Below are 24,546 nucleotides of genomic sequence, written 5' to 3'. Positions count from 1 at the left end.
GCGGGGCGCGACAACCACGCACGCCTCAGCGCCGCGCGTGCGGGGCTTCAGGGACGTCGAGGCTGCCGCCTTGCCGACGGATGTGCGAAAAAGGTGATCGTCAGCCCCGGCTCCGTGCGGATTTCCGCAAAGTCTCTGTGCGACGCTTCAAATGGACAGGACGCCCGCGTGTTCGATCTCGACCGGCCCAGTCATCAGCACATGGTCGGTGGCCTCGTCCCAGTCGATGAGCAACTCGCCGCCGTCGACCACCACCGTGGCCTTGCGGTCAGTCAGGCCGCGGCGGGCGGCGGCGACTTGGGCGGCGCAGGCGCCGGTGCCGCAGGCCTTGGTCAGCCCCGCGCCCCGTTCCCACACCCGAAGCCGAATGCGGCTCCGGTCCAGCACGTCGGCGAAGCCGACATTGACCCCTTCGGGAAACAGCGGGTGGTGTTCGACCAGCGAACCCGATCCCCGCACGAATGCATCATCCTGAAGGTCGGTGAAGAAGACCACGTGCGGATTGCCCATGGAGACGGCGCCGGGCGTATGCAGCAAGGGCGCGTCGATGGGGCCGACCTGGAGTTCGATGCCTCGCGTATCCATCTCTTCGGCCAACGGCACCTGCGACCAGTCCAGGCGGGGCCTGCCCATGTCCACCGTCACGCGGCGATCGCCGGCCCGCGTCGCTGTCGTAGGGCCGCCAGCGGTGTCTATCAGCACCCGATCCGAACCGTTCGCCTCCATCAGCAGCCAGCCGACACACCGCAGCGCGTTGCCACAGGTCTCGACCATGGAGCCGTCGGCGTTCCACACCCGCATGAAGGCGTCGGCTGCGGAATCGCCGGACGCGGACGGTTCTATGGCGATCAGTTGATCGAACCCCTCGCCGGTTCGACGATCAGCCAGCGCCCGAACCTGATCCACGGTGGGTCGGAACGGCTGTTCCAGCGCATTGACGACAACGAAGTCGTTGCCTGCGCCGTTTATCTTCACGAAGGGCCGGGTCTGGGCGGACGGTGTCATGGACGCGATATAGTCTTGTCGCTCCGTTTCGGAAACCGCTCGCCCTAGCGAGATGGGCTGGTCGGGATTACGGATCGACCGCAACCTCTCTTGCCGCCGCCTCGACAGAGATATATAAAACATATGCATATCGTATGTTTTGGGGCCGTCTGATGGGGATCGTCAATATCGAGGATGAGCTGCACGAGCAGCTGAGGCGGGCCAGCCGGGCGTCGTGCCGGTCGATCAATGGGCAGGCGGCCTTCTGGATCCGGATCGGCATGCTGGGCGAGCTGAACCCCGGCCTGACGTTTCAGGAACTGGCCGCGCGCGAGCTGAAGGCGGCGGGGGTGGCGGCGCCGGAGCTTGCTGCGTGACCAAGACGCCGGAGGAGGTGGCGCTGATGGCCGAGGCGGGGCGGCTGCTGGCCTCGGTGTTCACGCATCTGGACGGGCTGGCGCTGGCGGGGATGAGCACGCTGGAGATCGATGGTCGGGTCGAGGCCTTCATCATCGATGAGCTGAAGGCGCGGCCGGCCAGCAAGGGGCAGTACGGCTATGGTTTCGTGCTGAACAGCTCGCGCAATCAGGTGGTCTGCCATGGCGTGCCGTCGGCGGACGAGGTGCTGAAGGACGGCGACATCGTCAACTTCGACATCACGCTGGAGAAGCACGGCTTCATCGCCGATTCCTCCAAGACCTATCTGGTCGGGACGGTGGCGGCGCCGGCGCGGCGTCTGGTGCAGGCGACCTATGAGGCGATGTGGAAGGGGATCCGGGCGGTGCGGCCGGGCGCGACACTGGGCGACATCGGCTTCGCCATCGAGCGGCACGCCAAGCGAGGCGGCTATTCGGTGGTGCGGGACTATTGCGGGCACGGGATCGGGCGCGAGATGCACGAGGCGCCGCAGGTGCTGCACTTCGGACGGGCGGGGACGGGGCTGACCCTGCGCGAGGGGATGGTCTTCACCATCGAGCCGATGCTGAACCAGGGGCGGCGCACGGTGCGGACAGAAGACGACGGCTGGACCGTGGTGACGGCCGACGGCATGCTGTCGGCCCAGTTCGAACATACGGTGGCGGTGACGCGCGACGGGGTGCGGGTGCTGACCCTGCGGCCGGACGAAGCGAGAGCGCAGCCGGCCTTCGCCTGATGCAGGGTTGACGAACCGGAGCGGGCGATGCGACCAGCAGGCGTCTGACGCGTTTCGGAGGCCATGCGTTTGTTTGGATCCAGGGCGCGCGGCGCCGACCCCGCCGACCGTCGCGGCGAAACCCGCAAGGTGGTCAATGCGCGGGGCGTGGTCTCGGCCCCCGGTGTGGAGACCGCCTGCATCATCGTCGATCTGTCGCCCGCCGGGATGAAGCTGAGGCTGGACCGGAGCGCGGCCCTGCCGGGCGAGGTGGTGGTGATCGATGTGGCCCAGGGCGTGGCCTATCCCGCCACGGTGATGTGGCAGAAGGGGCAGGAGGCGGGGCTGAAACAGACCGGCGCGCGGTCCCTGCGCGGCCTGGCGCCCGCCCGGCTGACGGGCGCGCGCGACGCCTGGCTGAGGGCCGGCGGGCGTTAGAGCCCGGCGGGCATGGCGCCTTCGTTGATGGCGATCCGGCCCAGCAGGCCCTTGACGATCAGATCCAGGGCCGAGCCCTCGCGGTAGTCGGCGGCGGCGACGAAGTTGACCCGGTCTTCCGAGATCAGGGAATAGACCTTCTTCTGGTCCTTCTCGTTCGAGCGCGGATCATAGACGGCGATGGAGAAGCCGCCCTTGGTGTGCATCATCTTCATGGTCGGGACGTCGGTGTCGCCGTCGCCGATGAAGATCATCCGGTCGAAGGGCACGGCGCGTTCGTCGTCGGGGATGAAGTGGTTGATCCGCTCGTGCTCCCAGTGGTTCTTCACCCCCTTGTTGATGCGGAACAGATACTGGGTCTTGGTGGTGTAGTTGACGCCCACGGCCGGCCAGGCGGCCTCGCCCTTTTCGTCATAGACGTAGTGGGAGGCGAAGACGTGGGTCAGGGCGGGGCGGATCGGCGTGCCGTCGATCATCTCCTCCAGGCCGGCGGAGACGATATAGTGTTCGATCTCAAGCCCGTATCTGGCGCCGAAGGCGTTCATCCGGTCGAACCAGCTGAGGTCCTTCAAGCCTTCGAACAGGGCGACGGCCTCGCCGTGCTGGCGCAGGGTCTCGCGCGTCACCGGCGACCCGTTCTGGCGCGCATGGTGGAGCATCAGCTGCATGTACATCAGGATACCGTCGCCGTCGGCGTCCTTGGTCAGGCGTTCGGCCTCCTCCCAGAAGGCGCCGATGTCCATGCCCACCGAGGGGATGAACGACACCTCCTGCATGTTGCCGCGCGCCAGGGTGCCGTCGAAATCATAGATCAGGGCGGTCTTCAGCGGTGCGGGCATGGGGCGAGATCCTGAGGTGGAGCCCGCCCTCTATATCAGCCGGCGTCCGGCGTCGATTGGCGGCGCCGGCCGAAGGTGGGGGCGGCCGCCTTCTGCTCGGCCCAGTAGTCGGCGCCCGTGGTCGGCTTGAACATGGTGCGCGGCGCGCCGTTGCGGGCGACCACGGCGAAGGTATTGGTCGAGGCCTGGTAGATCAGGGTGTCGCCGTTGGGCCGTTTGACCGTCTCGACGTCGCGCGGCGGCTTGGCGGTGAAGGCCGTGACCTTGTCCAGATAATCCTCGGCCGAGCGGGCGTCGAAGTCGGCGCCGTTGCGGTCGTAGAGACGGGCGATCTTGGCGTCGACGGTCTCGCGCCGGTTGGCGGTCAGGGCCGGCTTTTCCTGGGGCGCGACGCCCTCGTCGTCGGTGGTCGTCGTCGTGGAGGCCAGGGCGATCGGCCGGACCTCGGCCGTGCGATCTCGCGTCTCGACCGCCGAGGCGTTATCGCACCCCGCCAGAACCAGCAGCCCCAAGGCCGTCAGGACGGCCCCTCCCCTCTTCAGCGTTGTCATTCTTCCCTCCAGATACCCGCTGAAAGATATGAAAGCACAACCTTTATGTTCGCGCAATGTTCTGTTTGCGCGTCTCGACGGCACCACGCGGGGCGGCTAGACGGAGAGCATGGACAATCGCTCCCTCTCGAACCGCAAGGTGTTGCTGATCGTCGGCGGCGGCATCGCGGCCTACAAGGCGCTGGAGCTGGTGCGGCTGATCGCCAAGGCGGGCGGCCAGACTCGGGTAATCCTGACTGAATCCGGGGCCGAGTTCGTGACGCCCCTGTCGCTGGCGGCGCTGAGCGGCCATCCGGTGCGGTCGGGCCTGTTCCACCCCGACGACGAGACCAGCATGGGTCATATCGAGCTGTCGCGCTGGGCCGATCTGGTGGTGGTGGCGCCGGCGACGGCGGGGCTGATCGCCAAGGCGGCGAACGGTTTGGCCGACGACCTGGCCTCGACCACCCTGATCGCCACGGACAAGCGGGTGCTGCTGGCGCCGGCGATGAACGTGCGGATGTGGGAGCATCCGGCGGTGCAGGCCAATATGGAGCGGCTGAAGGCCTTTCCCGGCTTCCACGGCGTCGCCGTGGTCGGGCCGGACGACGGCGAGATGGCCTGCGGCGAATATGGGCCGGGCCGTATGGCCGAGCCGGCGGCGATCCTGGAGGCCATTCAGGGCCTGCTGGCCGGCGCGGGCGGACGTCCCCTGGCGGGCAAACGCGCCGTCGTCACGGCCGGGCCGACGTTCGAGCCGATCGACCCGGTGCGGGGCCTGACCAATCGCTCCAGCGGCAAACAGGGCTACGCCATCGCGGCGGCTCTGGCCGAGCTGGGCGCGGAGGTGACGCTGGTGTCCGGGCCGACGGCGCTGGGCGCGCCCACGGGCGTGACGCGGATCGACGTGGAGAGCGCGCTGGAGATGCAGGCGGCGACGCGCGCGGCCCTGCCCGCCGACATCGCCGTATTGTCGGCCGCCGTGGCCGACTGGCGCGTGGACACCATCGCCGGCGGCAAGATCAAGAAGGGACCGGGCGGCCCGCCGACCCTGGCCCTGATCGAGAACCCTGACATCCTGGCGGGCGTCGCCGCGCCGGGACCGAACCGGCCGGCCCTGGTGATCGGCTTCGCCGCCGAGACCACGGACCTGGAGGCCAATGCGCGGGCCAAGCTGTCGAAGAAGGGCTGCGACTGGATCATCGGCAACGACGTGTCCGACGACGTCTTCGGCTCGGACGGCAACGCCGTGCTGCTGGTCACCGCCGACCGGACCGAAACCTGGCCGCGCCAGTCCAAGACCGCCATCGCCCGCGCCGTCGCCGCCCGTATCGCCGACCATTTCAAGAGCCCCGAATGACCGATCCCGTCGCCGTCCAAATCCTGCGCCTGTCGCACGCCGAGGGCCTGCCCCTGCCGGCCTATGAAACGGCCGGGTCGGCGGGCATGGACCTGCGCGCGGCCGTGCCGGAAGACCAGCCGATGACGCTGGCGCCCGGCGCCCGCGCCTTGGTCCCCACGGGGCTGAAGATCGCCCTGCCGCTGGGCTATGAGGCTCAGGTGCGGGCGCGCTCGGGCCTGGCGCTGAAGCATGGGATCATCTGCCCCAATGCGCCCGGCACCATCGACAGCGACTATCGCGGCGAGTGCGGCGTGATCCTGGCCAACATCGGCGCCGAACCCTTCGTCATCCGCCGGGGCGAACGGATCGCCCAGCTGGTGATCGCCAAGCATGAACGCGCGGACTGGGTCGAGGTCGAGACGCTGGACGAGACCGCGCGCGGGGCGGGCGGGTTCGGATCGACGGGGCGGTAACGCGGTTATCCCCGCGTCGGAAAACGTGCCACTCTCCGTTCAACACGGAGGTCTTTCATGATCATGCTCGCTCTCGTCGCCTGCCTCGCCTTGCAGAGCGACCCTCTGGACGCCGTGACTGCGGCGCCTGGCAACCATGTCGTCGTGCTGGAGAATGATCGGGTGCGGGTGCTGCAGGTGATCGTGCAGCCCGGCGAGACCGAACCGGTCCATGTCCACCGCTGGCCCAGCGTCATGCAGATCCAGTCGGCTCAGCCTCTGGTGGATATCCTCTATGAGCTGAAGGACGGCGTTCTGGTCGAGGCGCGTCGAATTCCTCTGCCTGATGGCCCGCCGCCGCCTGCCCTGTGGTTCGAGCCCGAGGGGCCGCACGCCATCCACAACACCGGAACCGCCCCGTTCAGGGCGCTGCGGATCGAGATGAAGCCAGGGGATTGATCAGACCGGCGGCGCGGTCGGCTGGATCAGGGCGGCCTTGCGGCGGACGTGTTCGCGCCAGGCGGTGTAGAGGCCGCTGGACCCGATCAGGGCGGCGCCGGCCAGGGTGCTGAGGGTCGGGGTGGTGGACATCAGCCACCAGCCGAAGACGATGGCGCCGACGATCTGGAGATAGTCGAAGGGCGCGACCACGGCGACCGGCGCCTTTTGCAGCGAGGCGGTCATGAACAGCTGGGCCAGGCCGCCGGTCAGGCCCGAGGCGATCAGCAGGGCGAAGGTCAGGGGCGAATGCATCTGGCCGACGAAGGGCAGCAGGATCGCCCCCACGATCGACGAACCGACGAAGAACCAGAAGACGATGGCGGCGACATGTTCGGTGTCGCGCAGCTGACGCAGGGTGATGGTCACGCCGGCCGTCAGCAGGGCCGCGACCAGGCCGAAGGCGATCCCCTCGACCGGCACGGCATGGTCGGCAGCGCCCGGCCTCATGACGATGATCACGCCGATGAAGCCCACGGCGACGGCGGCCCAGCGGCGCGGCCCGACCGCCTCCTTCAGGATCAGGAAGGACAGCAGGGTGGCGAAGATGGGAGCGGTGAAGCTGAGGGTCGTCGCGTCGGCCAGCGGCAGCAGCGTCAGGGTCTGGAAGACGCACAGGATCGAGACGATGCCCAGGGCGCTGCGGCCGACATGCGCCAGGGGGCGGCGCGTGGTCAGGCCCGCAAGACCGCCCGGCTGGGTCAACACCCAGGCCAGAACCACCGGCAGGCCGAAGAAGGCGCGGTAGAACAGCATCTCGGGCGCGACGACGCCGTCCAGCGACGCCAGTTTCAGCACCGCCGCCATGACCGAGAAACAGCCCGCCGCCGCGATGCGCAGGGCGATGCCGCGGGCGATATCCTCGCCGCGTCCGCCTGTCGCCTGAACGCCCTTGACCATCCGCGCCTTTCGATGCGGCCAGGACGATGAAGGCCCCGGCCGCAGGAACAGTTCGGCTTACGCCTGGCCGGTTTCGACGGGCTGCTGGGCGATCTGCTGCTGGCGGGCGATGTAGATGGCGGCGAAGTCGATGGGGTCCAGCTGGAACGGGGGGTAGAAGCCGCCGTCGGCCGTCGCGCCCGAGATGATCTCGCGGGCGAACGGGAACAGGTAGCGCGGGCATTCGATCAGCAGCAGGGGCTCGATGTCCTGCTCGCTGACGTTGGCCAGCTGGAACAGGCCGCCATAGACCAGTTCGACGTGGAAGACGGGCTGGTTCTCGTGGGTGGCCTTGATCGACAGCTTCAGATCCAGTTCGAACAGGCCGTCCGGGCGACCCTGGGCGGCCATTTCGACGCCCAGGTCGATGGCGGGCTTGCCGTCGATACGCAGGGATTCCGGGGCGCGCGGGTTCTCGAACGAGAAATCGCGGACGTATTGCGCCAGGATGCGGAAGCCGGGGCCGGCGGGCTGGCCCTGTTGCGGTTGCGCGGTGTCGGCGGGAGGAGCGGCGTCGGTCATGAGAACGGTCTTTAAACGATTTGAGGCCGTTGAGGCCGGAATGAGGCGCCGCGACTACCATGCCGGGACGCTTGGCCGCAACGGCGTGCGCGCGATTGGGGGGGCGCTTCGCCTTGCCTCGCCCTATATGAGACCCTAATCACGCCAGACGCATGTTTGGCGCGCCCGTCGTTCGCTACAGGAAATCCCCCTTGAACCTGCCGGTCCAGTTCCAGATCGTCGTCTTCGCCGTGATCGCGGCCATCGTGCTGTTCCAGCTCTACAACGTGCTGGGCAAGCGGGTGGGCCGCCAACCGCAGGAGGACGCCAAGATCGCGGCGCCCGGCCAGGCCCAGGTCGAGGCGGCCAAGATCCCGGCCATCGACCCGGCCACCCTGGCCACCATCGCCACCCTGAAGGCGCGCGATCCGGCCTTCGACCCGGCGCGGTTCCTGGACGGGGCGCGCCAGGCCTATGAGACCATCGTGCGGGGCTACGCCGCCGGGGACCGGGCGGCGCTGACGCCGCTGCTGAAGCCCAATGTCATGGCCTCGTTCGAGGCCGGGATCGCGGCGCGCGAGACGCGGGGCGAGACCGAGACGGTCGAGTTCCTGTTTCCGCCCCGCGCCGATCTGGAAGGCGCCGCCGCCGAGGGCGACCGTGCCGTGGCCAAGGTGCGGTTCCTGGCCGAACTGCGCAGCCGGGTGACCAAGGTCTCGGGCGAGCCCGCCGACGTCGAGACCGGCGAGCCGGTGGTCGAGGAACGCCGCACGGCCGAACACTGGACGTTCGAACGCACCCTGGGCGCGGCCGATCCCAACTGGGTCCTGGCCCGCGTCGAGCCGGCCAACGCCTGATGTCGGCCCTGCGCCAGGTCGGCGCCTGGCCGCTGCTGGCGGGTTCGCTGGCCCTCGCCGCCTGTTCGACCGGGCCTATGACGCCTGTCGCGCCGACCGGACCGCAGGCGGGACCGCAGACGGAGCTGGTCCCTTATGTTCCGTCGCCGACGCCTGAGCGCCCCCGGCCTGCGCCGTCCAATGCGCTGAGCCCCGCCGTCCTGCCGGGCTGGAGCGCCGAGGATCACCTGGCGGCCTTTCGCGCCTATGTGGACGGGTGCGGCGCGGCGCGGGATGCGGCCGCTCGCGCCGTCTGCGGACGGGCCAAGGCCATGGCGACGACGACCACCGTCACCCCGTCCGACGCCCGCGCCTTCTTCGAAGCCAGTTTCAGCGCCGTGCCCGCCGCGACGGCGGACGGCCGGCCGGGGCTGCTGACCTCCTATTTCGCGCCGGAATATCCCGCGCGACGCCGGCCGGACGCCGAGTTCTCGGCCCCCGTCCTGCCCAAGCCCGCCAATCCCCGCGCGGCCGGCGACCGGGCGGACATCGAGGCCCAGGCGCGGCCGGACCAGGCCCTGGCCTGGATGCGGGCCGAAGACCTGTTCTTCCTGCAGATCCAGGGCTCGGGCTATCTGACGTTCGAGGACGGAACACGCGGCCGAGCCGCCTACGCCGCCGACAACGGCAAGACCTTCGTCGGCATCGCGCGGCCGATGGCCCGGCAGGGTCTGCTGCCGCAGAACGGCACCTCGGGCGACGCGATCCGGGGCTGGCTGGCGGACCACAGGGGCTATGAGGCGCAGGCCGTGATGGCGCTGAACCCCCGCTACATCTTCTTCCGGCTGGACCCCGACGACGACGGCCATCCTGCGGGGGCTGCGGGCGTGCCCCTGACCGAGCGGCGGGCCATAGCGGTGGATCCGTCGCACTGGCGCTATGGCGAACTGGTGTGGCTGGAGGCGGACGGCGGCAACCTGCGCGGCGCCACGGCCAGCTATCGCGGCCTGGCCATGGCGCTGGACACGGGATCGGCCATTCGCGGACCTGTGCGGGCCGACCTGTATATGGGGCGCGGCGACGCCGCCGGGGCCGAGGCCGGGACCGTGCGCCACCCCTTGCGGATGTGGCGCCTGGTCCCGAAGGGTTAGGCCCCTCCCCTCAGGCCAGGTCCTCGATCTCGTCTTCGGTCAGTTCGCCGGGGACGATGGTGACGGGCAGCTTGCGGCCGCCCAGCTGGGCGCCCTGTTTGATGATGGCCGAGACCAGGGGGCCGGGGCCGCGCGAGCCGGTTCCGGCGGCCAGGACCAGGATCTTGATCTCGGGATCGGCGGCGACGACCTTCTTGATCGCGCCCTGGGCGTCGCCCTGTTCGATCAGGAAGACGGGGGCGGCGCCGGAGCGTTCCAGCGCCTCCTCGCCCAGCCGGGTCATCAGGCCTTCGGCCTCCTCGCGCTGCTGACGCTCGATCTCCTCGCGGGCGCCGGACCAGTGGGCGTCGCTGTTGGAGGGCAGGACGCGCAGCATGACCACGCGCCCGCCGGTGGAGCGCGCCCGGCGCGAGGCGAACCGCAGGGCGGCCTCGAACTCGGGGCTGTCGTCCACGACGACGAGGAACTTTCTCGGCATGCCGGCCTCTCCCGCTAAAGGCCGAAGAGGCCGGGATAAGCGCGCGCCGTCAAGCGCGCGCTCAGGCAGGCCGAGAGGCCGGTCGCGGGCACTAGGCCATCACCGAGGCCGTCGCCAGGTCGCGGATCGTGGCGTTGGCGATGGTCAGTTTGGCGAAGGTCCAACCGGCGCCGGACTGTTCGATCTCGTCCACCGAGGCGCGGACGCCCTCGACCACGGCCTGTTTGGAGCCGATCCAGGCGTCCACGGCGGCCTCGGCCGCATCCTCGCTGACGCCGACGGAAGGGTCGGAGACGCGGGCGACGGCGCGGGTCAGGGCGGCCTGTTCGTTCATCAGGTCCTCGATCAGGCGGCGCACCGCCAGGCGATCGAAATGGTCCGCAGACGGAATGGAGCCGGCGGCGGCGCGCAGGCGGTCGAAGTCGAAGGCGGCCCCGACCTGGTGATACAGGCGCGCCATGGCCGCGACCGGCCAGTTGGCCTCCTGGGCCAGGTCGCCGATGTCGGCGGCGGCGACCAGCGGACGCATGATGGCTATGCTGCGCGTCAAATCCTCGGGCGCGCCGTGATCGGCGAAGGTCTTGACCCGCGCGTCCAGACGCCCCTGTTCAAAGCGCGACAGGACCGCAGATCCTCCCGTCTGGAGGGCGTCAGCGACCGGACGGTAGCGGTCGATCAGGGCCTGGACCGAGACGCCGCCCTTGGCGCGGCGCGCCAGCCAGAAGGTCTGGCGGCGCAGGACCACGGCGATCTCCTGATAGAGGGCCGTCTGGGCCTCGGCCGAAATCTTCAGGTCCAGGGCCGAGACGGCGTCCCAGGCCTGGTCCAGGCGGAAGACGCGACGCGCGGCCTCGAAGGCAATGATCAGGGCGGTGGTGTCGCATTCCGCCGAACCGCGCAGGCGGTCGGGGAAGGTCGGGCCGCACATGTTGACGACTTCGTTGGCCATGACGGTGGCGATGATCTCGCGCCGCAGCCGGTGGCTCTTCATCTCCGGCTCGAACCGGGCCAGAGGTTCTGGGAAGTAGCGGACCAGGATCTGTTCGAAGAAGGGATCCTCGGGCGCTTGCGAGGCCACGATGTCGTCCGACAGCTCCAGCTTGGCGTAGGCCAGAAGGACGGCCAGTTCGGGCCGGGCCAGCGGAACGCCCGCCGCCATCAACTCCTTCACGCGCAGGTCGTTGGGCAGGCCCTCGACCTTGCGGTCCAGCTTGCCGCGCGCCGACAGGGTCTGCATGAACCGCTGCTGGGCGTCCAGCGCGCCGACGCCTTCGGCCTGTTGCAGGGTCAGAGCCAGGGTCTGGTCGTAGTTGTGGGCCAGCACCTTCAGGCCCACCTCGTCGGTCATGGAGGCCAGCAGGGCCGGGCGCTCCTCGACCGGCAGCACGCCGTTGGTCACGGCAGATCCGACCAGGATCTTGATGTTGACCTCGTGGTCGGAGGTGTCGACGCCGGCGGAGTTGTCGATGGCGTCTGTGTTGATACGTCCGCCAGTTTGGCCAAAGCCAATGCGTCCCGCCTGGGTGAAGCCCAGGTTGGCGCCCTCGCCCACCACCTTGACCCGCAGTTCCTCGGCGTTGATGCGCAGGGCGTCGGTCCCCTTGTCCCCGACCTGGGCGTCGGTCTCGGCCGCCGATTTCACATAGGTGCCGATGCCGCCCAGATAGAGCAGCTCGGCCGGCGCCTTGAGGATGGCGCGGATCAGGCTGACGGGGTCCAGCACGTCGTCGGTGATGTCCAGGGCGGCCTTGATCTGGGGCGTAAGTTCGATCGACTTGGCCGAGCGCGAGAAGACGCCGCCGCCCGCCGAGATCAGGGCCTTGTCATAGTCCTGCCAGGACGAGCGCGGCAGGTCGAACAGGCGTTTGCGCTCGACCCAGCTGGTGGCCGGATCGGGGGTGGGGTCGATGAAGATGTCGCGGTGGTCGAAGGCGGCGACCAGCTGGGTCGCCTTGGACAGAAGCGCGCCATTGCCGAAGACGTCGCCGGACATGTCGCCGACGCCGACCATGGTGAAGGGCTGGGTCTGGATGTCCTTGCCCATCTCGCGGAAGTGGCGCTTGACCGCCTCCCAGGCGCCCCGGGCGGTGATGCCCATGGCCTTATGGTCGTAGCCGATGGAGCCGCCCGAGGCGAAGGCGTCGCCCAGCCAGAAGCCGTAGGAGGCCGAGACGCCGTTGGCGATGTCGGAGAAGGTCGCCGTGCCCTTGTCCGCCGCCACGACCAGATAGGGGTCGTCGCCTTCCCAGGCGACCACATTGGCCGGATGGGTCACCGAACCGTCAGCGGCGATGTTGTCGGTGATGTCCAGAAGGCCGGACAGGAAGGTGCGATAGGCGCGGATGGCCTCGCCCTGAATGGCCTCGCGGTCCGTCGTGCGGGGCAGTTGCTTGGGATAGAAGCCGCCCTTGGAGCCGACCGGCACGATGACGGCGTTCTTGACCTGCTGCGCCTTGACCAGGCCCAGCACCTCGGTGCGGAAGTCGTCGCGACGGTCCGACCAGCGCAGGCCGCCGCGCGCGACGGGGCCGAAGCGCAGGTGCACGCCCTCGACGTGCGGCGCCCAGACGAAGATTTCGCGGAAGGGCTTGGGCAGAGGCAGGTCCTCAAGCTCGCGCGAGGCGATCTTGATGGAGATGTGCGGCTTGGGCGCCCCCTCGGCGTCCAGCTGATAGTAGTTGGTGCGTTTCAGGGCGCCGACCAGGGCCGCCATGCGGCGCAGGGCCCGGTCGTGGTCCAGCGCCTTCACGTCCTGAAGCAGGCCGGCGATCTTGTCGTTCAGTTCGGCGACCGCCGACTGACGGTCGTCGGCCGAGCCGCCCTCGGGGCCGAACTTGGCCGCGAACAGGGAGACGAGGGCGCGCGAGACGTCGGGATATTCGCGCAGGGCCTCTTCCTGCACCGCCTGGGACGGATCGAGACCCGTCTGCTGGCGATAGCGGGCCAGGGTGCGGATCAGAGCGGCCTCGCGCCATTCCAGCCCCAGCTCGATCACCAAGCGGTTGAAGCCGTCGCTCTCGGTGCGGCCGGTCCAGACGGCGGCGAAGGCGCGCTCGAACGGGGCCTTCACATCGGCGAAGACCAGGGCCTCGCCGCGCGGATCCTCCATCAGGAACTCATGGACGTGGATCTCGCCGTCGCTGGCGGGCCGGATGGGGTAGCCGTATTCCTCCAGCGTCTTCAGGCCCATGTCGGCCATGATCGGCAGGACGTCCGACAGGGGGACGGCCGGGCCGCGACGATAGAGTTTGAAGCGGAACTGCAGCGGGCTGTCGTTCGGATCGCGGAAGGCGCGCACGGCGACGGGCTCGCCCGCCCGGGGCGCGCCGGGGGCGACCAGGCCATCGGCGCTGAGCCGGTCGATCTCCTGCAGGTCGCGCACGGCCTCGTCGGCGTCATAGCGGTCGCGGTAGGCGGGGCCGAAGGCGCGGGCCCAGCGGGCGCTGAGCGGCCCCACCTCGACGTCGTCGATGTCGGCGCGGCGCAGGGCGCTCTCGAACCGTTCCATCCAGCCGCGGCCGGCCTCGGCTACGTCCGCCTCCAGCTGGGCCAGGTCGGGGACCGGATGGCCGCCGGGCTCCACGCCGATGATGAAGTGGACCCGCGTCAGCGGGGCGTCGGTCAGCTGGGGATACCAGGCCGAAATGCGGCCGCCCCAGGCGCGGGCCAGGATATGGCCGATGCGCTCACGCACCGAGACGTCATAGCGTTCGCGCGGCACGAACAGCAGGACCGAGACGAACCGGTCGAACGGGTCCTGGCGCGTGAAGATGCGGATGCGCGGCCGGTCGTACAGGTGCAGCACGCCCAGCGCGATGGTCAGAAGCTCGTCCTCGCCGATCTGGAACAGCTCGTCGCGGGGGTAGTTTTCGAGGATGTTCTTCAGCCGTTTTTCGTTGTGGCTGCCGGGGGCCTTGTCTGCGCGGGCCAGGGCGTTGGCGACCTTGCGGCGCACCAGGGGCACGTCGCTGGCCAGCTGGTCGTAGGCTTCGGAGGTGAACAGGCCGACAAAACGGGTCTCGCCCGTCGCCTTGCCCTCGGCGCCGTAACGCTTGACCCCGATATAGTCCATGTAGGCGCGGCGGTGGACGCGCGAGCGGGCGTTGGCCTTGGCCACGGTGACCGGCTCGCTGAGGTCCAGCTGACGGCGCATCTGACGGGTCAGGACGGCGGGCTCGGAGGCGCGGCGCAGCACGGTGCGGTCGGGATCGGCCAGGATGCCCAGGCCCGCGCTGGATTGGCTGAGCGGGGCCTCGGCCTCGTAGTCGCCGTCGGCGTTCAGCGGATAGTCGTAGTCGCGCGCGCCCAGGAAGACGAAATGGTCGCTCTTGAGCCATTTCAGGAAGGCGATGTTCTCGGCCAGGACCGCAGGATCGACGTTGGGCGGGGTCGCCTCCAACCGCTGGACGGCCTGGCGCATCAGGGCGTTCATCGCCTCGTGGTCGCCCACGGCGGCGTGGACGTCGGCCAGGCTCTGGGCCACGCCCTCGCCCAGGGCGTCGCGGCGCTCCTGCGGGACGGCGTCGATGACCAGGATGATGATCGACAGGCGGCGGCCGCCCACGTCGCCGATCGGGTGGAACAGCGCCCGCACGGACACGCCGGCGTCAGCCAGCACGCCCATGACGCTGTCGACCAGGAAGGGGGCGTCGGACTGGACGATGCGGATCAGGTCGTAGTCCAAGGCCTTGCCGTCCGCGCCGGCCAGGGGCCCGACAGTGATGACGGGAGCCGAGGCATCCTGAGGATAGTCCTGGGCGGCCTTCCAAGAGGCGGCCAGAAGGGCGGCCAAATCCTCGCCGCCCAGCTCGGGCGTTTCGTCGGCGGCGTAGTCCTCATGCGCCTGGGCCAGATAGGCCTGCTCCGCCGCGCCGGGTCCGGTTCCCACGATCCGGGCGAAGGCCGCCTCCAGCGCGGCCTTGGTGATCGGCTGAACGGAGGATTGGCGCAGATCGGGGACGGTCATGAAGAGCAGTCTCGAACGACACGGCAGGGCCGCTAAGGAATGCGGCGCGACGGGGCGCCACCCTCGCTGACTAGGCCAGGTCCGGTCGCTCGGGAAGCCCCCGGCGACCGATCGTTGTGATGATCAGCGATAAGGTTGGAATTATTGTGCAGCGCCACAAAGCAGAAAGCCGCCGGACTGGGGGGTCCGGCGGCCTGCGCGAGCGGCGCCTGGAGGGGAGGGGAGGGCGCCGGTCTCGCTTCGCTGCGGTTCGGAGGGGGATGTCCCGCAGCGTCGAAGACGAAGATGGGAAGCGGCCATCGCCGTTCAAGAGCCGCGAAGACGGATTTCGCCGCGACAATTCGGCCTGACCAAAACGCGCGCGTCACGCCGACAACGGATTTCGATGCTATGCGTTGTGTCGGATCGACTGTGAAGCTGGAGCGCCCGATCGCATGCGTCGTTTTCTGATAGGATCGGTCGTCGCGGCCGTGGTCGCCCTGTTGCTCGCGGGCGCAGGCTATTGGGCCTACTGGAACTTCTATTCGCGGTTCCAGCCGGTGACGATCAACCAGCATCAGGCCGAGATCCAGCAGCTGCTCGACGAGGCGTCCTGGGTGTCGGACGGCAGCGGGGGGCAGGCCCTGTATATCGTCACCTATCGCGACAGCGCCTCGGCCCAGCGGTACGAGCGCGACGAGGTGGCCAAGCTGAAGGCGGCGGGGGTCGAGACCCGGTTCGTCCTGTTCGCCCGGCCCGACCTGGAGGGCGCACCCCAATCCACGGCCGCCGAGCGGGCGACCGTCGCCGAACTGTGGCTGACCCGCGACTGGGCGCTTTACCAGCGCTGGATGGCGACCCCGGCGCGCAGCTGGACCGCCGCCGGCGTGCCCCAGGCGGACGGCAATCTGGCGCGCACGGCGGTGGTCGAGGCCGGGCGCCGGTTCGAGGAGAAGCTGGGCGGGCTGTTGCGGGATTCAGGGGTCGAGATCAGCTATCCTCTCATCCTGTGGCGCGACCAGAACGGCTTCCTGAAGGCGTGCGGCTGCGCCGATCGCCGCGCCTGGGCCTTCATCCGCGACGACGTGGGCGCGCCGGACCGGCTGGGATCGTCGGCCGACGAGGTGGTCGCCCCGCAAGAAGAGGTCACCGAGGGCGAGGCCCCCGCCATGCCCTATCCGACCCTGCCCGCCATTCCGCCGGTGGACGGCCAGCAGCCGGTTCCGACGCCGGACGCGACCCAATCCCAGCCCCAATCCCCGAACGGCGCCCAGCCTGCGCCGTCGCCGCAGACCCGGCCGAACGCGACGCCCCGGGCCGCGCCCGCGCCCAGGAAGTCGGACGACACGACCTTCTATTGATCAGAGGGCGCGGCAGGCTTCGATCAGGCGATCGACGTCCGGGGCGTCCTGATAGAGGCCGAAGCCGAAGCGGATCACGTCGTCGCGCACGTCGGTGACGATGTTGGCCCGGCGCAGACCCGCGCACCAGGCCTGGGCGTCGGCATGGCGCAGGGCCAGGAAGCGGGCGCGGGGGGCGTCGTCCTCGACCGGATTGAGGATGTCCGCCTGGGCCAGCACCCCGGCGCGGCCGTCGCGGACCGCCGTCTGGAAACGGCCTGCCAGGTCACGCGCGTGGGCGGCGACGGCGGCGGTGTCCAGCCCCTGGTCGTCCAGCATCCGGCGCGCGGCGTTGAAGCGATAAAGGGCCGAACAGTCGAAGGTCGCGCCCCAGAAGCGGCCGCCGTCGCTGCGGTACTGGACCCCGCCGGGCGGGCCGGACAGGTCGCCGAACTCCGCGAACCAGCCGGTGATCACCGGCCGGGGGCAGAAGCCGGGCGGGGCGTGCAGGAAACAGGCGCCCTCGCCCGCCATGGCGTATTTATAGCCCCCGGCGACATAGAAGACCCGGTCCGCCACAGACGACAGGTCGGTCGGCGTCGCCATGAAGCCGTGATAGCCGTCGACCAGCACCCACGGCCCCTCGGGCCTGGCCAGGGCGGCGAGATCCTCGATCCGGTCGAACAGCCCGCCGGTGCGAAAGAAGACCTGGCTGACCATGATCCAATCGTAGCCGCCTTTGCTCGCTTCCGCGACGAAGCGGTCGGCGAAGGTGTCGAAGGGGGCCAGCGGCACGCGGGTCACCACCGCCGCCCCGATCTCCTCCCATCGCTCGGCCTGACGGCGGAAGGAGTGGAACTCGCCGTCCGTCGCCAGGATGCGGACCGGAGTCCGCTCCACGCCCGAGAACAGGCGCAGAAGGAAGTCATGGGTGTTGGACGAGAAGACCACGCTGTCGGGCGACGGCAGGCCCAGCTCGGCGGCGACATGGGCCTGGGCCTGGGGGATCACCTCGCCGAAGACGAGGTCCCACTTGTGATCCGCATGCAGATTGGCGTCCAGCCAGGCCTGCTGCTGGGCCTCGAAACTGGCGTCGGGCCACAGATGGTGGCTGTGGGCGGCGAAATGCAGCCGCTCGGGGGCCGCCGACAGGGCGCGGGAGAAGAGGGATTTGTGGCTCATCGCTTGACCAGATCGAACAGAACGGCGTCGTCCGCTCGCGAGCCATGAACGATGGCCAGGAAGCCAAGTTCACCCGGAAGGACGGCGTAATAGAGATTGTAGGCGCCGAGGACGGATCGGCGGATGCGCGGATCGAAGTTCGCCCTGGGCCGGCTCTCGGGATCCAGCGCCAGGGCCTGGGCTGCGGCGCGAAGTTCACGAACGAAGCTGAGGGCGCGGCGCGGACTGTCTTGGGCGATATGATCGGCGATCTGTTCGAGATCCCTCTCGCTGCCGGGCGAGAAGACGACCTTCATCCCTTGGGCTGATCCGCCGCAACGAGGGCGCTGTATTTGGCGTCTAGCCGGTCGAACACCGCCTCGGCGTCTTCGCCGGGACCGCTACGTTCGGCCTGAAGGTGTTCGCGCAGCTCGTCCGGGGTCATCGGCGTCGTGGAGCGGCCGACGAGCCAGTGGGTCAGGGCCTCGCGCACGGCCTCGTCGGTGGAGGCGAACTCGCCGGCGTCCACGGCGGCGCGCAGTTCGCCGACCATATAGGCCGGCAGGTCCGTCGATATCCGTTCGTGTCTGCCCATCGCGGTCTCCTTTCGATCAGGATCGTCCAGAGACCGCGTCGAGGCAAGCGGCGCGGCTTAGACCAGCGCCCCGTGGCAGTGTTTGAACTTGCGGCCCGAGCCGCAGGGGCAGGGGGAGTTGCGGCCGGTCATTTCCCAGCCGGGCGGCAGCATCTCGATCGGCAGTTTGGAGCGGTCGTCGCCGATCAGCGCGCCTTCCGGGTTCTGGGCCGACGGATTGGCCATCTCGTTCTCGCCGGTGCCGGGGTTCAGGTGGATTTCCTGGAACTCGGGCAGTTCGGGCGGGGCCTGGAAGCGGAACTCGACCGTCATCAGCCAGCGGGTGACGTTGTGGCGCAGGTCGTAGAGCAGGTTCTCGAACAGTGAGAAGGCTTCGGTCTTGTATTCGTTCAGAGGGTCGCGCTGGCCATAGCCGCGCAGGCCGATGACGCCGCGCAGGTGGTCCAGATGGACCAGGTGCTCGCGCCACTGCATGTCGATCATCTGCAGCATGAACTGTTTTTCCAGACCGCGCGTCTGGTCGGCGCCGATCTGTTCCAGGCGTTCGGCGGCGCGGGCGTCGGCGGCGGCCAGCAGCCGCTCCTCGATCTCCTCGTTCGACACGCCTTCCTCTGCAGCCCAGTCGTGCAGCGGCAGCTCCAGACCCAGGGTCGAGCGGACCTTTTCGTCCAGGCCGTCGATGTCCCACTGTTCGGCATAGGCCTTGGGCGGCATGTAGCGTTCGACCAGGTCGGACACGACGTCGCGGCGGAAGTCGCCGACAAGCTCCGACAGATCCTCGGAGTCCATGAACTCCTGACGCTGTTCGAACACGGCCTTGCGCTGGTCGTTCACGACGTCGTCGTATTTCAGCAGGTTCTTGCGGATGTCGTAGTTGCGGGTCTCGACGCGCTTCTGGGCGGTCTCGATGGCGCGGTTCAGCCAGGGGTGGGTGATGGCCTCGCCCTCCGCCACGCCGAAGGTCTTCATGATCGAGTCGAGGCGGTCGCCAGCGAAGATGCGCAGCAGGTCGTCTTCGCAGGACAGATAGAATTTCGAGGTGCCGGGGTCGCCCTGACGGCCGGTGCGGCCGCGCAGCTGGTTGTCGATGCGGCGGCTTTCGTGGCGCTCGGTGCCCAAGACGAACAGGCCGCCGGCCTCCAGCGCGATCTTCTTCTGGACGGCGATCTCGGCCTTGAACTCGGCCTCCTTGGCTGCTTCCATTTCCGGCGTGACCTCGACGGCCATGTTGCGCTGTTCCAGCAGCCACTTCTGCATCTTCATCTCGAGGTTGCCCCCGAGCTGAATGTCGGTGCCGCGGCCCGCCATATTGGTAGCGATGGTCACCACGCCCGGCAGGCCGGCGTCGGCGACGATATAGGCTTCCTGTTCGTGCTGGCGCGCGTTCAGGACGCTGTGCGGGATGCCGCGCAGCTTGGTCTCGTAGGTGATGTCATAGGCGGCGTCGCCGATCTTTTCGGCCTCCTTGGCCTTGCCCGCATATTCCGGCTTCAGCGCGCGCGAGACCTCGACCTTGTATTCGAACGTGCTCAGCAGGTCCGACAGCTGTTCCGAACGCTCGATCGAGACCGTGCCGACCAGGATCGGCTGCCCCGCCAGGTGGCATTCGGCGATCTGTTTGGCGATGGCCTGGTTCTTCTCGGCGTGGGTCCGATAGACCTCGTCGTCATAGTCCTTGCGCTGGATCGGCCGGTTGGTCGGCACTTCCAGAACGTCCATCTTGTAGATGTCGCCGAATTCCTGCGCCTCGGTCGCGGCCGTGCCGGTCATGCCCGACAGTTTCTCGTACAGGCGGAAATAGTTCTGGATCGTCACCGAGGCCAGGGTCTGGTTCTCGGGCTGGATCTTGACGTCTTCCTTGGCCTCGATGGCCTGGTGCAGGCCTTCGGACAGGCGGCGGCCGGTCATCATACGGCCGGTGAATTCATCGATCAGAACGATCTCGCCGCCCTTGATGATATAGTCCTTGTCGCGCTGATACAGGGTGTTGGCGCGCAGGGCCTGGTTGGCGTGGTGGACCAGGCTGATGTTGGCGGCGTCATACAGGCCGGTCGTGTCGGCGGCGAAGTGACCGCCCGCCTCCAGCGCCTCTTCGATCCGTTCCGAACCCAGTTCGGTCAGCAGGACCTGCTTCTGCTTCTCGTCGAGCTCGTAGGCGTCCTTGTCCTTGATCAGTTCCTTGATCAGGCCGTCGAGGATTTTATAGAGGTCCGACCGGTCCTCGGTCGGGCCCGAGATGATCAGAGGCGTGCGCGCCTCGTCGATCAGGATGGAGTCGACTTCGTCGACGATGGCGAAGTTGTGCGGGCGCTGCACCATCTCGCGCCGGTCATAGACCAGGTTGTCGCGCAGATAGTCGAAGCCGAACTCGTTGTTGGTGCCGTAGGTGACGTCGGCGTTGTAGGCCTGCTGGCGCTGCCCCTGGCTGAGGCCGTTGACGATGACGCCGACCTCGAGGCCCAGGAAGCGATAGACCTTGCCCATCGTCTCGGCGTCGCGGCGGGCCAGATAGTCGTTGACGGTGATGACGTGCACGCCCTTGCCGGGCAGGGCGTTCAGATAGACCGGCGCCACGGCGACCAGGGTCTTGCCCTCGCCGGTCCGCATCTCGGCGATGCCGCCCTCGTTCAGGATCATGCCGCCGGCCAGCTGGACGTCGTACTGACGTTGGCCCAGCACCCGCTTGGAGGCCTCGCGCACCACGGCGAAGGCCTCGGGCAGGATCTTCTCCAGCGTGTCGCCGTTGGCCAGACGATCCCGGAAGGCGTCGGTCATCATCCGCAGCTCGTCGTCGGACAGGGCGGCGAACTTGGGCTCCAGCGCATTGATGCGCTGGGCGTGGTCCTGGAAGGCCTTGACCTTGCGGTCGTTGGAAGAGCCGAAAAGTTTCTTGGCGAAGCCGAGCATGTTGGATCCGGTAAGCGGTCGAGCGTCTGCGAGCTGAGCGGCTCTGGAAATCCCGTGAGGGGCGGCGATACGGACGCCGCGAGAGAGGCCCGAACCGGTGGCGGCCCCGGAGCGCCGCAACAGGCGCGCGCGAAGGGCCGCGCAGACGATCAAAACCCCTCGACTTGGGCGCAGGCGGGACTTAAGCACCGGCCTAACCCCTGTCAACGCGAGGGGCTTTCGGCCGCCTTCGACGGAGCGCCCCCTTGACCCCATTCCGGCGACCTTCCAGCCTCTTGACGACGGCGCTCGTCGCCATCGCCCTGACGACGGCCGCCTGTTCGGGCGGCGGCGACGATCGGCCGCCCGAACAGGGCGACAGGGCCGTGGCCACCGTTCAGGACAAGACCATCTGGGCGTCGGACGTGAAGCGCGAGGCCGTGGCGCAAGGCCTGATCGGCGAGGGCGAGCCGCTGGATACGACGTCGGATCTTTTCCGCCGCGTGCTGGACGAGGTGATCGACCAGAAGCTGCTGGCCGGCGAGGCCGAACGGCGGCGACTGGATTCCTCGCCCCTGGCGCAACGGCGGCTGGAGGCGACGCGGGAACGCATCCTGGGCGACATGCTGGTGGAGAGCGTGGTCAACAAGGCCGTGTCCGATCAGGCGGTGCAGACCCTCTATAACGAGCAGCTTCGGCTGGCGAAGACCTCGGAAGAGATCCGCGTGCGCCTGATCCTGTCGCGCACCAAGCCCGAGGCCGACGCCGTGATCGGCATTCTGGGCCAGGGCGCCGGGTTCGAGGCGGTGGCCATGGAACGGTCGGTGGATGAGGCGACGCGGTTCTCGGGCGGGGACCTGGGCTATTCGACGCTGGACGTCATGCCGCAAGCCTATGCCGACGCCCTGCGCGACAAGCCGGCCGGTTCGACCGTCGGCCCGTTCCAGACCGAGGGCGGCTGGGCCGTGCTGAGGGTCGAGGATCGGCGCAAGGAAAACCCGCCGACCCTGGAGCAGGCGCGTCCGCAGATCGTGCGCTATCTGACCTATGAGGGCGTGCGTCAGCTGCTGGAGCAGCTTCGCGGCAAGGCCGAGGTGGATGTGCTTCTGCCCGGACAGGCGGCCCCCGCCCCTGCTTCGCCAGCCCCGTCGCCCACCCCGTCTCCCGCACCGGCCGCCTGACATGACCAAGCCCCCCTCCACGACCGGCCAGAAGATCGAGCATGCGTTCGAAAAGGCGCTGGACCCCTTCGCCACGGCCCTGAAGCGCGCCACCCGCACGCCGGGGTGGGACCCGGCGGCCACGACGCCTGCGCCCGCCGCCGGCAAGCCGGGACTGAAGATTTCGCCCCTGGCCGTGCCCTTCCCGACCATTGCGCCCATCGGCGGGGTCGAGATCGCCACCGCGCGCGCCGGCTTCTACAAGCACGAGCGCGATGATCTGGTGGTGTTCCGCTTTGCGCGCGGCACCAGCTGCGCCGGGGTCTTCACCCGCCACAAGATCGGCTCGGCGCCCGTGGACTGGTGCAAGAAACATCTGGCGGGGACGGACGGGGGCAAGGACGTGCGCGCTCTGGTGGTCAACGCCGGCTGCGCCAACGCCTTCACCGGCAAGGCGGGCGCCGACGCCGCCCGCCGAACGGCCTCCGAGGTCGCCAAACGGTTCGGCTGTCGCCAGCGCGACGTCATGCTGGCCTCGACCGGGGTGATCGGCGTGGTGCTGGACGAAAAGAAGATCGTCTCCAGGCTGCACGACATCGAGCACGGGCTGGACGCCGACACCCCTCCGTCCGAACAGTGGGCCAGGGCCGGGCGGGGCATTATGACCACCGACACCTTCCCCAAGGGCTCTTACGCCGAGGCCGAGATCGAGGGTTACAAGGTCCGCATCGCCGGGATCGCCAAGGGGTCGGGCATGATCGCGCCGGACATGGCCACCATGCTGGCCTTCATCGTCACCGACGCCGACATCCATCCCAATGTGCTGCAGGCGCTGCTTGGCCTGCACGTCCGCACCACCTTCAACAGCGTGACGGTGGACGGCGACACCTCAACCAATGACACGGCATTGCTGTTCGCCACCGGAACCTCTGGCGCGCCGCGCATCGGGCGGGTGGGGGATCGGCGGCTGAAGAGCTTCTCGGCCGCCCTGGACAAGGTGATGCTGGACCTGGCGCACCAGCTGGTGCGCGACGGCGAGGGGGCGACCAAATTCGTCAAGGTGACGGTGGACGGCGCGGCCAGCCCGGCCTCGGCCCGCAAACTCGCCAAGTCCATCGCCGACAGCCCCCTAGTCAAGACCGCCATTGCCGGCGAGGACGCCAACTGGGGCCGCGTCGTCATGGCGGTCGGCAAGACCGAGGAGCCGGTGGATCGCGACCGCCTGGGCATCAGGTTCGGCCCGAACGTCGCGGCCGTCGACGGCGCGCCGTCCGAGACCTACGACGAGGCGAAGATGAGCGCCTATATGAAGAGGCCCGAGATCGACATCACGGTGGACGTGAGCGCAGGCCGGGCCTCTGCGACCGTCTGGACCTGCGACCTGACCAAGGGCTACATCGAGATCAACGGCGACTATCGCAGCTGATGGTCAAACGGCCGGACAAGCTGCGTCGGCAGATGGCTGCGCGCGGCTGGACGGACGATCAGATCGCCGATGCGGTCGCGAGCGGCGCCCGCATCGCGGCGGCGAACCGCGAGACAGACCGCCCCGCGACGCGCTATATTCATCCCGAGACGGGACGTTCGGTGGTGATCGAGGACGAGTCCGGAGAGGTTATTCATGTCGGCGGCGATGGCTTCATCTACTGACTGGACTGATGTCCACGTCCGCATCGTGGACGACGCCGTCGATGTCTGGCGTCCGGTGAAGGCTCGCGCCGTCAGCGACCACGTCTTTCACCTGAGCGACGACCCTGTTCCGGAGGACGAACGCTGGGCCTTCGAACCCGGCGACGAGGTCGTGGTCGAACGGCGCGCCAACGGCGATGCGGACGTGCTGGTCGCCGTCGCGCGCGCTTCGGACATGGACGAGCGGTCGAACCTTTGGCTGCGGAAGGCCGGGTGAGCGGCGCGTCGCTTCCCACCGTCCTGGTCGTCGCTGTCGCCCTGATCGATGTGGATGGGCGGGTGCTGATCGCCAAGCGGCCGCAGGGCAAGAAACTGGCCGGGCTATGGGAGTTTCCGGGCGGCAAGGTGGAGCCGGGCGAGCGGCCCGAAGCGGCCCTGATCCGCGAACTGAAGGAAGAACTGGGCATCGACGTCAGCGAAAACTGTCTGTCGCCGTTCGTTTTCGCCAGCCACGCTTACGATTCGTTTCACCTGTTGATGCCATTATATCTGTGCCGACGGTGGGACGGCGTGGTCACGGCGCGTGAGCACGACGGCTTGGCCTGGGTGAAGCCGAACACGCTTTCGGACTATCCCATGCCGCCGGCGGACGAACCTCTGGTCGCCTGGTTGCGCGACCTGCTCTGATCACCGCCGACCAGGAGGCCGGC

At 68.7% G+C, this 24,546-nt stretch carries 25 protein-coding genes; 14 read left to right on the top strand and 11 right to left on the bottom strand.

From position 1 onward, the window contains the following. Positions 1–147: 147 nt before the first annotated feature. A complete protein-coding gene (gene dapF, locus ACODSC_RS09060) occupies positions 148–1,005 on the bottom strand; it encodes a diaminopimelate epimerase (RefSeq protein WP_488813577.1) in 858 nt (285 codons plus the stop codon). A 152-nt stretch (positions 1,006–1,157) separates the two neighbouring features. Between dapF and ACODSC_RS09055 the strand changes: the two genes are divergently transcribed. The 3 genes from ACODSC_RS09055 to ACODSC_RS09045 all read left to right on the top strand — a co-directional run bounded on the left by ACODSC_RS09055 (position 1,158) and on the right by ACODSC_RS09045 (position 2,554). After that, positions 1,158–1,361: a ParD-like family protein gene (locus ACODSC_RS09055; RefSeq protein WP_488813576.1), complete on the top strand. Its 204-nt coding sequence runs from the start codon at positions 1,158–1,160 to the stop codon at positions 1,359–1,361. Beyond that, positions 1,358–2,137, top strand: a complete 780-nt coding sequence (map, locus tag ACODSC_RS09050; protein ID WP_488813575.1) for a type I methionyl aminopeptidase — start codon at positions 1,358–1,360, stop codon at positions 2,135–2,137. Before ACODSC_RS09055 ends, map begins: the two co-directional genes overlap by 4 nt. 63 nt (positions 2,138–2,200) lie before the next feature. Continuing rightward, positions 2,201–2,554: a PilZ domain-containing protein gene (locus ACODSC_RS09045; protein WP_488813574.1), complete on the top strand. Its 354-nt coding sequence runs from the start codon at positions 2,201–2,203 to the stop codon at positions 2,552–2,554. Here ACODSC_RS09045 and ACODSC_RS09040 read toward each other — a convergent pair. Both ACODSC_RS09040 and ACODSC_RS09035 read right to left on the bottom strand, forming a co-directional pair. Then, positions 2,551–3,393: an HAD family hydrolase gene (locus ACODSC_RS09040; protein ID WP_488813573.1), complete on the bottom strand. Its 843-nt coding sequence runs from the start codon at positions 3,391–3,393 to the stop codon at positions 2,551–2,553. The two genes, ACODSC_RS09045 and ACODSC_RS09040, sit on opposite strands and share 4 nt — an antisense overlap. Positions 3,394–3,428: 35 nt before the next feature. Next, entirely contained in the window at positions 3,429–3,944 is a 516-nt protein-coding gene (locus ACODSC_RS09035) for an S-type pyocin family protein (RefSeq protein WP_488813572.1), read from the bottom strand. A gap of 109 nt (positions 3,945–4,053) precedes the next feature. Here ACODSC_RS09035 and coaBC point away from each other — a divergent pair, with 109 nt between their 5' ends. From coaBC to ACODSC_RS09020, 3 genes are read left to right on the top strand one after another with little or no spacing between them, the layout of a single operon-like run. Further along, positions 4,054–5,283, top strand: a complete 1,230-nt coding sequence (coaBC, locus tag ACODSC_RS09030) for a bifunctional phosphopantothenoylcysteine decarboxylase/phosphopantothenate--cysteine ligase CoaBC (protein ID WP_488813571.1) — start codon at positions 4,054–4,056, stop codon at positions 5,281–5,283. Further along, the gene (dut, locus tag ACODSC_RS09025) at positions 5,280–5,738 is read left to right on the top strand and encodes a dUTP diphosphatase (RefSeq protein ID WP_488813570.1); all 459 of its coding nucleotides are present in this window, start codon (positions 5,280–5,282) and stop codon (positions 5,736–5,738) included. Before coaBC ends, dut begins: the two co-directional genes overlap by 4 nt. 57 nt (positions 5,739–5,795) lie before the next feature. Next, entirely contained in the window at positions 5,796–6,176 is a 381-nt protein-coding gene (locus ACODSC_RS09020) for a cupin domain-containing protein (RefSeq protein WP_488813569.1), read from the top strand. On the opposite strand, the gene ACODSC_RS09015 is transcribed toward ACODSC_RS09020, so the two are convergent. Both ACODSC_RS09015 and secB read right to left on the bottom strand, forming a co-directional pair. Then, positions 6,177–7,115, bottom strand: a complete 939-nt coding sequence (locus tag ACODSC_RS09015) for a DMT family transporter (RefSeq protein ID WP_488813568.1) — start codon at positions 7,113–7,115, stop codon at positions 6,177–6,179. Positions 7,116–7,172: 57 nt separating this feature from the next. Then, positions 7,173–7,676: a protein-export chaperone SecB gene (gene secB, locus ACODSC_RS09010; protein WP_488813567.1), complete on the bottom strand. Its 504-nt coding sequence runs from the start codon at positions 7,674–7,676 to the stop codon at positions 7,173–7,175. A gap of 197 nt (positions 7,677–7,873) precedes the next feature. Here secB and timA point away from each other — a divergent pair, with 197 nt between their 5' ends. Together timA and ACODSC_RS09000 are read left to right on the top strand one after the other, a co-directional pair. Next, complete coding sequence (gene timA / locus ACODSC_RS09005; protein ID WP_488814052.1) at positions 7,874–8,512, top strand: TIM44-related membrane protein TimA; 639 nt, start codon at positions 7,874–7,876, stop codon at positions 8,510–8,512. Next, complete coding sequence (locus tag ACODSC_RS09000) at positions 8,512–9,642, top strand: MltA domain-containing protein (protein WP_488813566.1); 1,131 nt, start codon at positions 8,512–8,514, stop codon at positions 9,640–9,642. Before timA ends, ACODSC_RS09000 begins: the two co-directional genes overlap by 1 nt. A 10-nt stretch (positions 9,643–9,652) precedes the next feature. Here the strand turns inward: ACODSC_RS09000 and ACODSC_RS08995 are convergent, their stop codons facing one another. Together ACODSC_RS08995 and ACODSC_RS08990 are read right to left on the bottom strand one after the other, a co-directional pair. Beyond that, entirely contained in the window at positions 9,653–10,120 is a 468-nt protein-coding gene (locus tag ACODSC_RS08995) for a universal stress protein (RefSeq protein WP_488813565.1), read from the bottom strand. Between the two features lie 91 nt (positions 10,121–10,211). Then, complete coding sequence (locus ACODSC_RS08990; protein ID WP_488813564.1) at positions 10,212–15,086, bottom strand: NAD-glutamate dehydrogenase; 4,875 nt, start codon at positions 15,084–15,086, stop codon at positions 10,212–10,214. 434 nt (positions 15,087–15,520) lie between these two features. Here ACODSC_RS08990 and ACODSC_RS08985 point away from each other — a divergent pair, with 434 nt between their 5' ends. Beyond that, the gene (locus tag ACODSC_RS08985) at positions 15,521–16,426 is read left to right on the top strand and encodes a hypothetical protein (protein WP_488813563.1); all 906 of its coding nucleotides are present in this window, start codon (positions 15,521–15,523) and stop codon (positions 16,424–16,426) included. On the opposite strand, the gene ACODSC_RS08980 is transcribed toward ACODSC_RS08985, so the two are convergent. Genes ACODSC_RS08980 through secA form a run of 4 tightly spaced genes read right to left on the bottom strand, consistent with a single transcriptional unit; the run spans position 16,427 to position 21,068 of the window. Further along, a complete protein-coding gene (locus tag ACODSC_RS08980; RefSeq protein ID WP_488813562.1) occupies positions 16,427–17,587 on the bottom strand; it encodes an aminotransferase class V-fold PLP-dependent enzyme in 1,161 nt (386 codons plus the stop codon). After that, entirely contained in the window at positions 17,584–17,883 is a 300-nt protein-coding gene (locus ACODSC_RS08975; protein ID WP_488813561.1) for a type II toxin-antitoxin system RelE/ParE family toxin, read from the bottom strand. The genes ACODSC_RS08980 and ACODSC_RS08975 overlap by 4 nt, the downstream gene beginning before the upstream one ends. Further along, on the bottom strand, positions 17,880–18,161 hold the full coding sequence (locus ACODSC_RS08970) for a ribbon-helix-helix domain-containing protein (RefSeq protein ID WP_488813560.1): 282 nt from the start codon (positions 18,159–18,161) through the stop codon (positions 17,880–17,882). The genes ACODSC_RS08975 and ACODSC_RS08970 overlap by 4 nt, the downstream gene beginning before the upstream one ends. A 57-nt stretch (positions 18,162–18,218) precedes the next feature. Continuing rightward, positions 18,219–21,068, bottom strand: coding sequence for a preprotein translocase subunit SecA (gene secA, locus ACODSC_RS08965; RefSeq protein WP_488813559.1), 2,850 nt, complete (start codon positions 21,066–21,068; stop codon positions 18,219–18,221). Positions 21,069–21,313: 245 nt separating this feature from the next. Here secA and ACODSC_RS08960 point away from each other — a divergent pair, with 245 nt between their 5' ends. From ACODSC_RS08960 to ACODSC_RS08940, 5 genes are read left to right on the top strand one after another with little or no spacing between them, the layout of a single operon-like run. Next, a complete protein-coding gene (locus ACODSC_RS08960) occupies positions 21,314–22,228 on the top strand; it encodes a peptidylprolyl isomerase (protein WP_488813558.1) in 915 nt (304 codons plus the stop codon). A 1-nt stretch (position 22,229) separates the two neighbouring features. Next, positions 22,230–23,633 carry a bifunctional glutamate N-acetyltransferase/amino-acid acetyltransferase ArgJ gene (gene argJ, locus ACODSC_RS08955; RefSeq protein ID WP_488813557.1) on the top strand — a complete coding sequence of 468 codons (1,404 nt, stop codon included), beginning with the start codon at positions 22,230–22,232 and terminating at the stop codon, positions 23,631–23,633. Next, positions 23,633–23,857 carry a colicin E5-related ribonuclease gene (locus tag ACODSC_RS08950; RefSeq protein WP_488813556.1) on the top strand — a complete coding sequence of 75 codons (225 nt, stop codon included), beginning with the start codon at positions 23,633–23,635 and terminating at the stop codon, positions 23,855–23,857. The genes argJ and ACODSC_RS08950 overlap by 1 nt, the downstream gene beginning before the upstream one ends. After that, a complete protein-coding gene (locus ACODSC_RS08945) occupies positions 23,841–24,113 on the top strand; it encodes a hypothetical protein (RefSeq protein WP_488813555.1) in 273 nt (90 codons plus the stop codon). Before ACODSC_RS08950 ends, ACODSC_RS08945 begins: the two co-directional genes overlap by 17 nt. Beyond that, positions 24,110–24,523 carry a (deoxy)nucleoside triphosphate pyrophosphohydrolase gene (locus tag ACODSC_RS08940; RefSeq protein WP_488813554.1) on the top strand — a complete coding sequence of 138 codons (414 nt, stop codon included), beginning with the start codon at positions 24,110–24,112 and terminating at the stop codon, positions 24,521–24,523. Before ACODSC_RS08945 ends, ACODSC_RS08940 begins: the two co-directional genes overlap by 4 nt. Positions 24,524–24,546 lie beyond the last annotated feature (23 nt).

It is taken from the genome of Brevundimonas sp. FG128, from assembly GCF_057809775.1.
Note: the sequence above shows the minus strand (reverse complement) of the source record. Positions and strands in the feature narration are given on the sequence as shown.

Excerpts from the sequence above, each read along its gene's own strand:
- dapF (WP_488813577.1), bottom strand. The coding sequence starts at position 1,005 with ATGACACCGTCCGCCCAGACCCGGCCCTTCGTGAAGATAAACGGCGCA.
- ACODSC_RS09055 (WP_488813576.1), top strand. The coding sequence starts at position 1,158 with ATGGGGATCGTCAATATCGAGGATGAGCTGCACGAGCAGCTGAGGCGG.
- ACODSC_RS09045 (WP_488813574.1), top strand. The coding sequence starts at position 2,201 with ATGCGTTTGTTTGGATCCAGGGCGCGCGGCGCCGACCCCGCCGACCGT.
- ACODSC_RS09040 (WP_488813573.1), bottom strand. The coding sequence starts at position 3,393 with ATGCCCGCACCGCTGAAGACCGCCCTGATCTATGATTTCGACGGCACC.
- ACODSC_RS09035 (WP_488813572.1), bottom strand. The coding sequence starts at position 3,944 with ATGACAACGCTGAAGAGGGGAGGGGCCGTCCTGACGGCCTTGGGGCTG.
- coaBC (WP_488813571.1), top strand. The coding sequence starts at position 4,054 with ATGGACAATCGCTCCCTCTCGAACCGCAAGGTGTTGCTGATCGTCGGC.
- dut (WP_488813570.1), top strand. The coding sequence starts at position 5,280 with ATGACCGATCCCGTCGCCGTCCAAATCCTGCGCCTGTCGCACGCCGAG.
- ACODSC_RS09020 (WP_488813569.1), top strand. The coding sequence starts at position 5,796 with ATGATCATGCTCGCTCTCGTCGCCTGCCTCGCCTTGCAGAGCGACCCT.
- ACODSC_RS09015 (WP_488813568.1), bottom strand. The coding sequence starts at position 7,115 with ATGGTCAAGGGCGTTCAGGCGACAGGCGGACGCGGCGAGGATATCGCC.
- secB (WP_488813567.1), bottom strand. The coding sequence starts at position 7,676 with ATGACCGACGCCGCTCCTCCCGCCGACACCGCGCAACCGCAACAGGGC.
- ACODSC_RS09000 (WP_488813566.1), top strand. The coding sequence starts at position 8,512 with ATGTCGGCCCTGCGCCAGGTCGGCGCCTGGCCGCTGCTGGCGGGTTCG.
- ACODSC_RS08995 (WP_488813565.1), bottom strand. The coding sequence starts at position 10,120 with ATGCCGAGAAAGTTCCTCGTCGTCGTGGACGACAGCCCCGAGTTCGAG.
- ACODSC_RS08990 (WP_488813564.1), bottom strand. The coding sequence starts at position 15,086 with ATGACCGTCCCCGATCTGCGCCAATCCTCCGTTCAGCCGATCACCAAG.
- ACODSC_RS08985 (WP_488813563.1), top strand. The coding sequence starts at position 15,521 with ATGCGTCGTTTTCTGATAGGATCGGTCGTCGCGGCCGTGGTCGCCCTG.
- ACODSC_RS08980 (WP_488813562.1), bottom strand. The coding sequence starts at position 17,587 with ATGAGCCACAAATCCCTCTTCTCCCGCGCCCTGTCGGCGGCCCCCGAG.
- ACODSC_RS08975 (WP_488813561.1), bottom strand. The coding sequence starts at position 17,883 with ATGAAGGTCGTCTTCTCGCCCGGCAGCGAGAGGGATCTCGAACAGATC.
- ACODSC_RS08970 (WP_488813560.1), bottom strand. The coding sequence starts at position 18,161 with ATGGGCAGACACGAACGGATATCGACGGACCTGCCGGCCTATATGGTC.
- secA (WP_488813559.1), bottom strand. The coding sequence starts at position 21,068 with ATGCTCGGCTTCGCCAAGAAACTTTTCGGCTCTTCCAACGACCGCAAG.
- argJ (WP_488813557.1), top strand. The coding sequence starts at position 22,230 with ATGACCAAGCCCCCCTCCACGACCGGCCAGAAGATCGAGCATGCGTTC.
- ACODSC_RS08950 (WP_488813556.1), top strand. The coding sequence starts at position 23,633 with ATGGTCAAACGGCCGGACAAGCTGCGTCGGCAGATGGCTGCGCGCGGC.
- ACODSC_RS08945 (WP_488813555.1), top strand. The coding sequence starts at position 23,841 with ATGGCTTCATCTACTGACTGGACTGATGTCCACGTCCGCATCGTGGAC.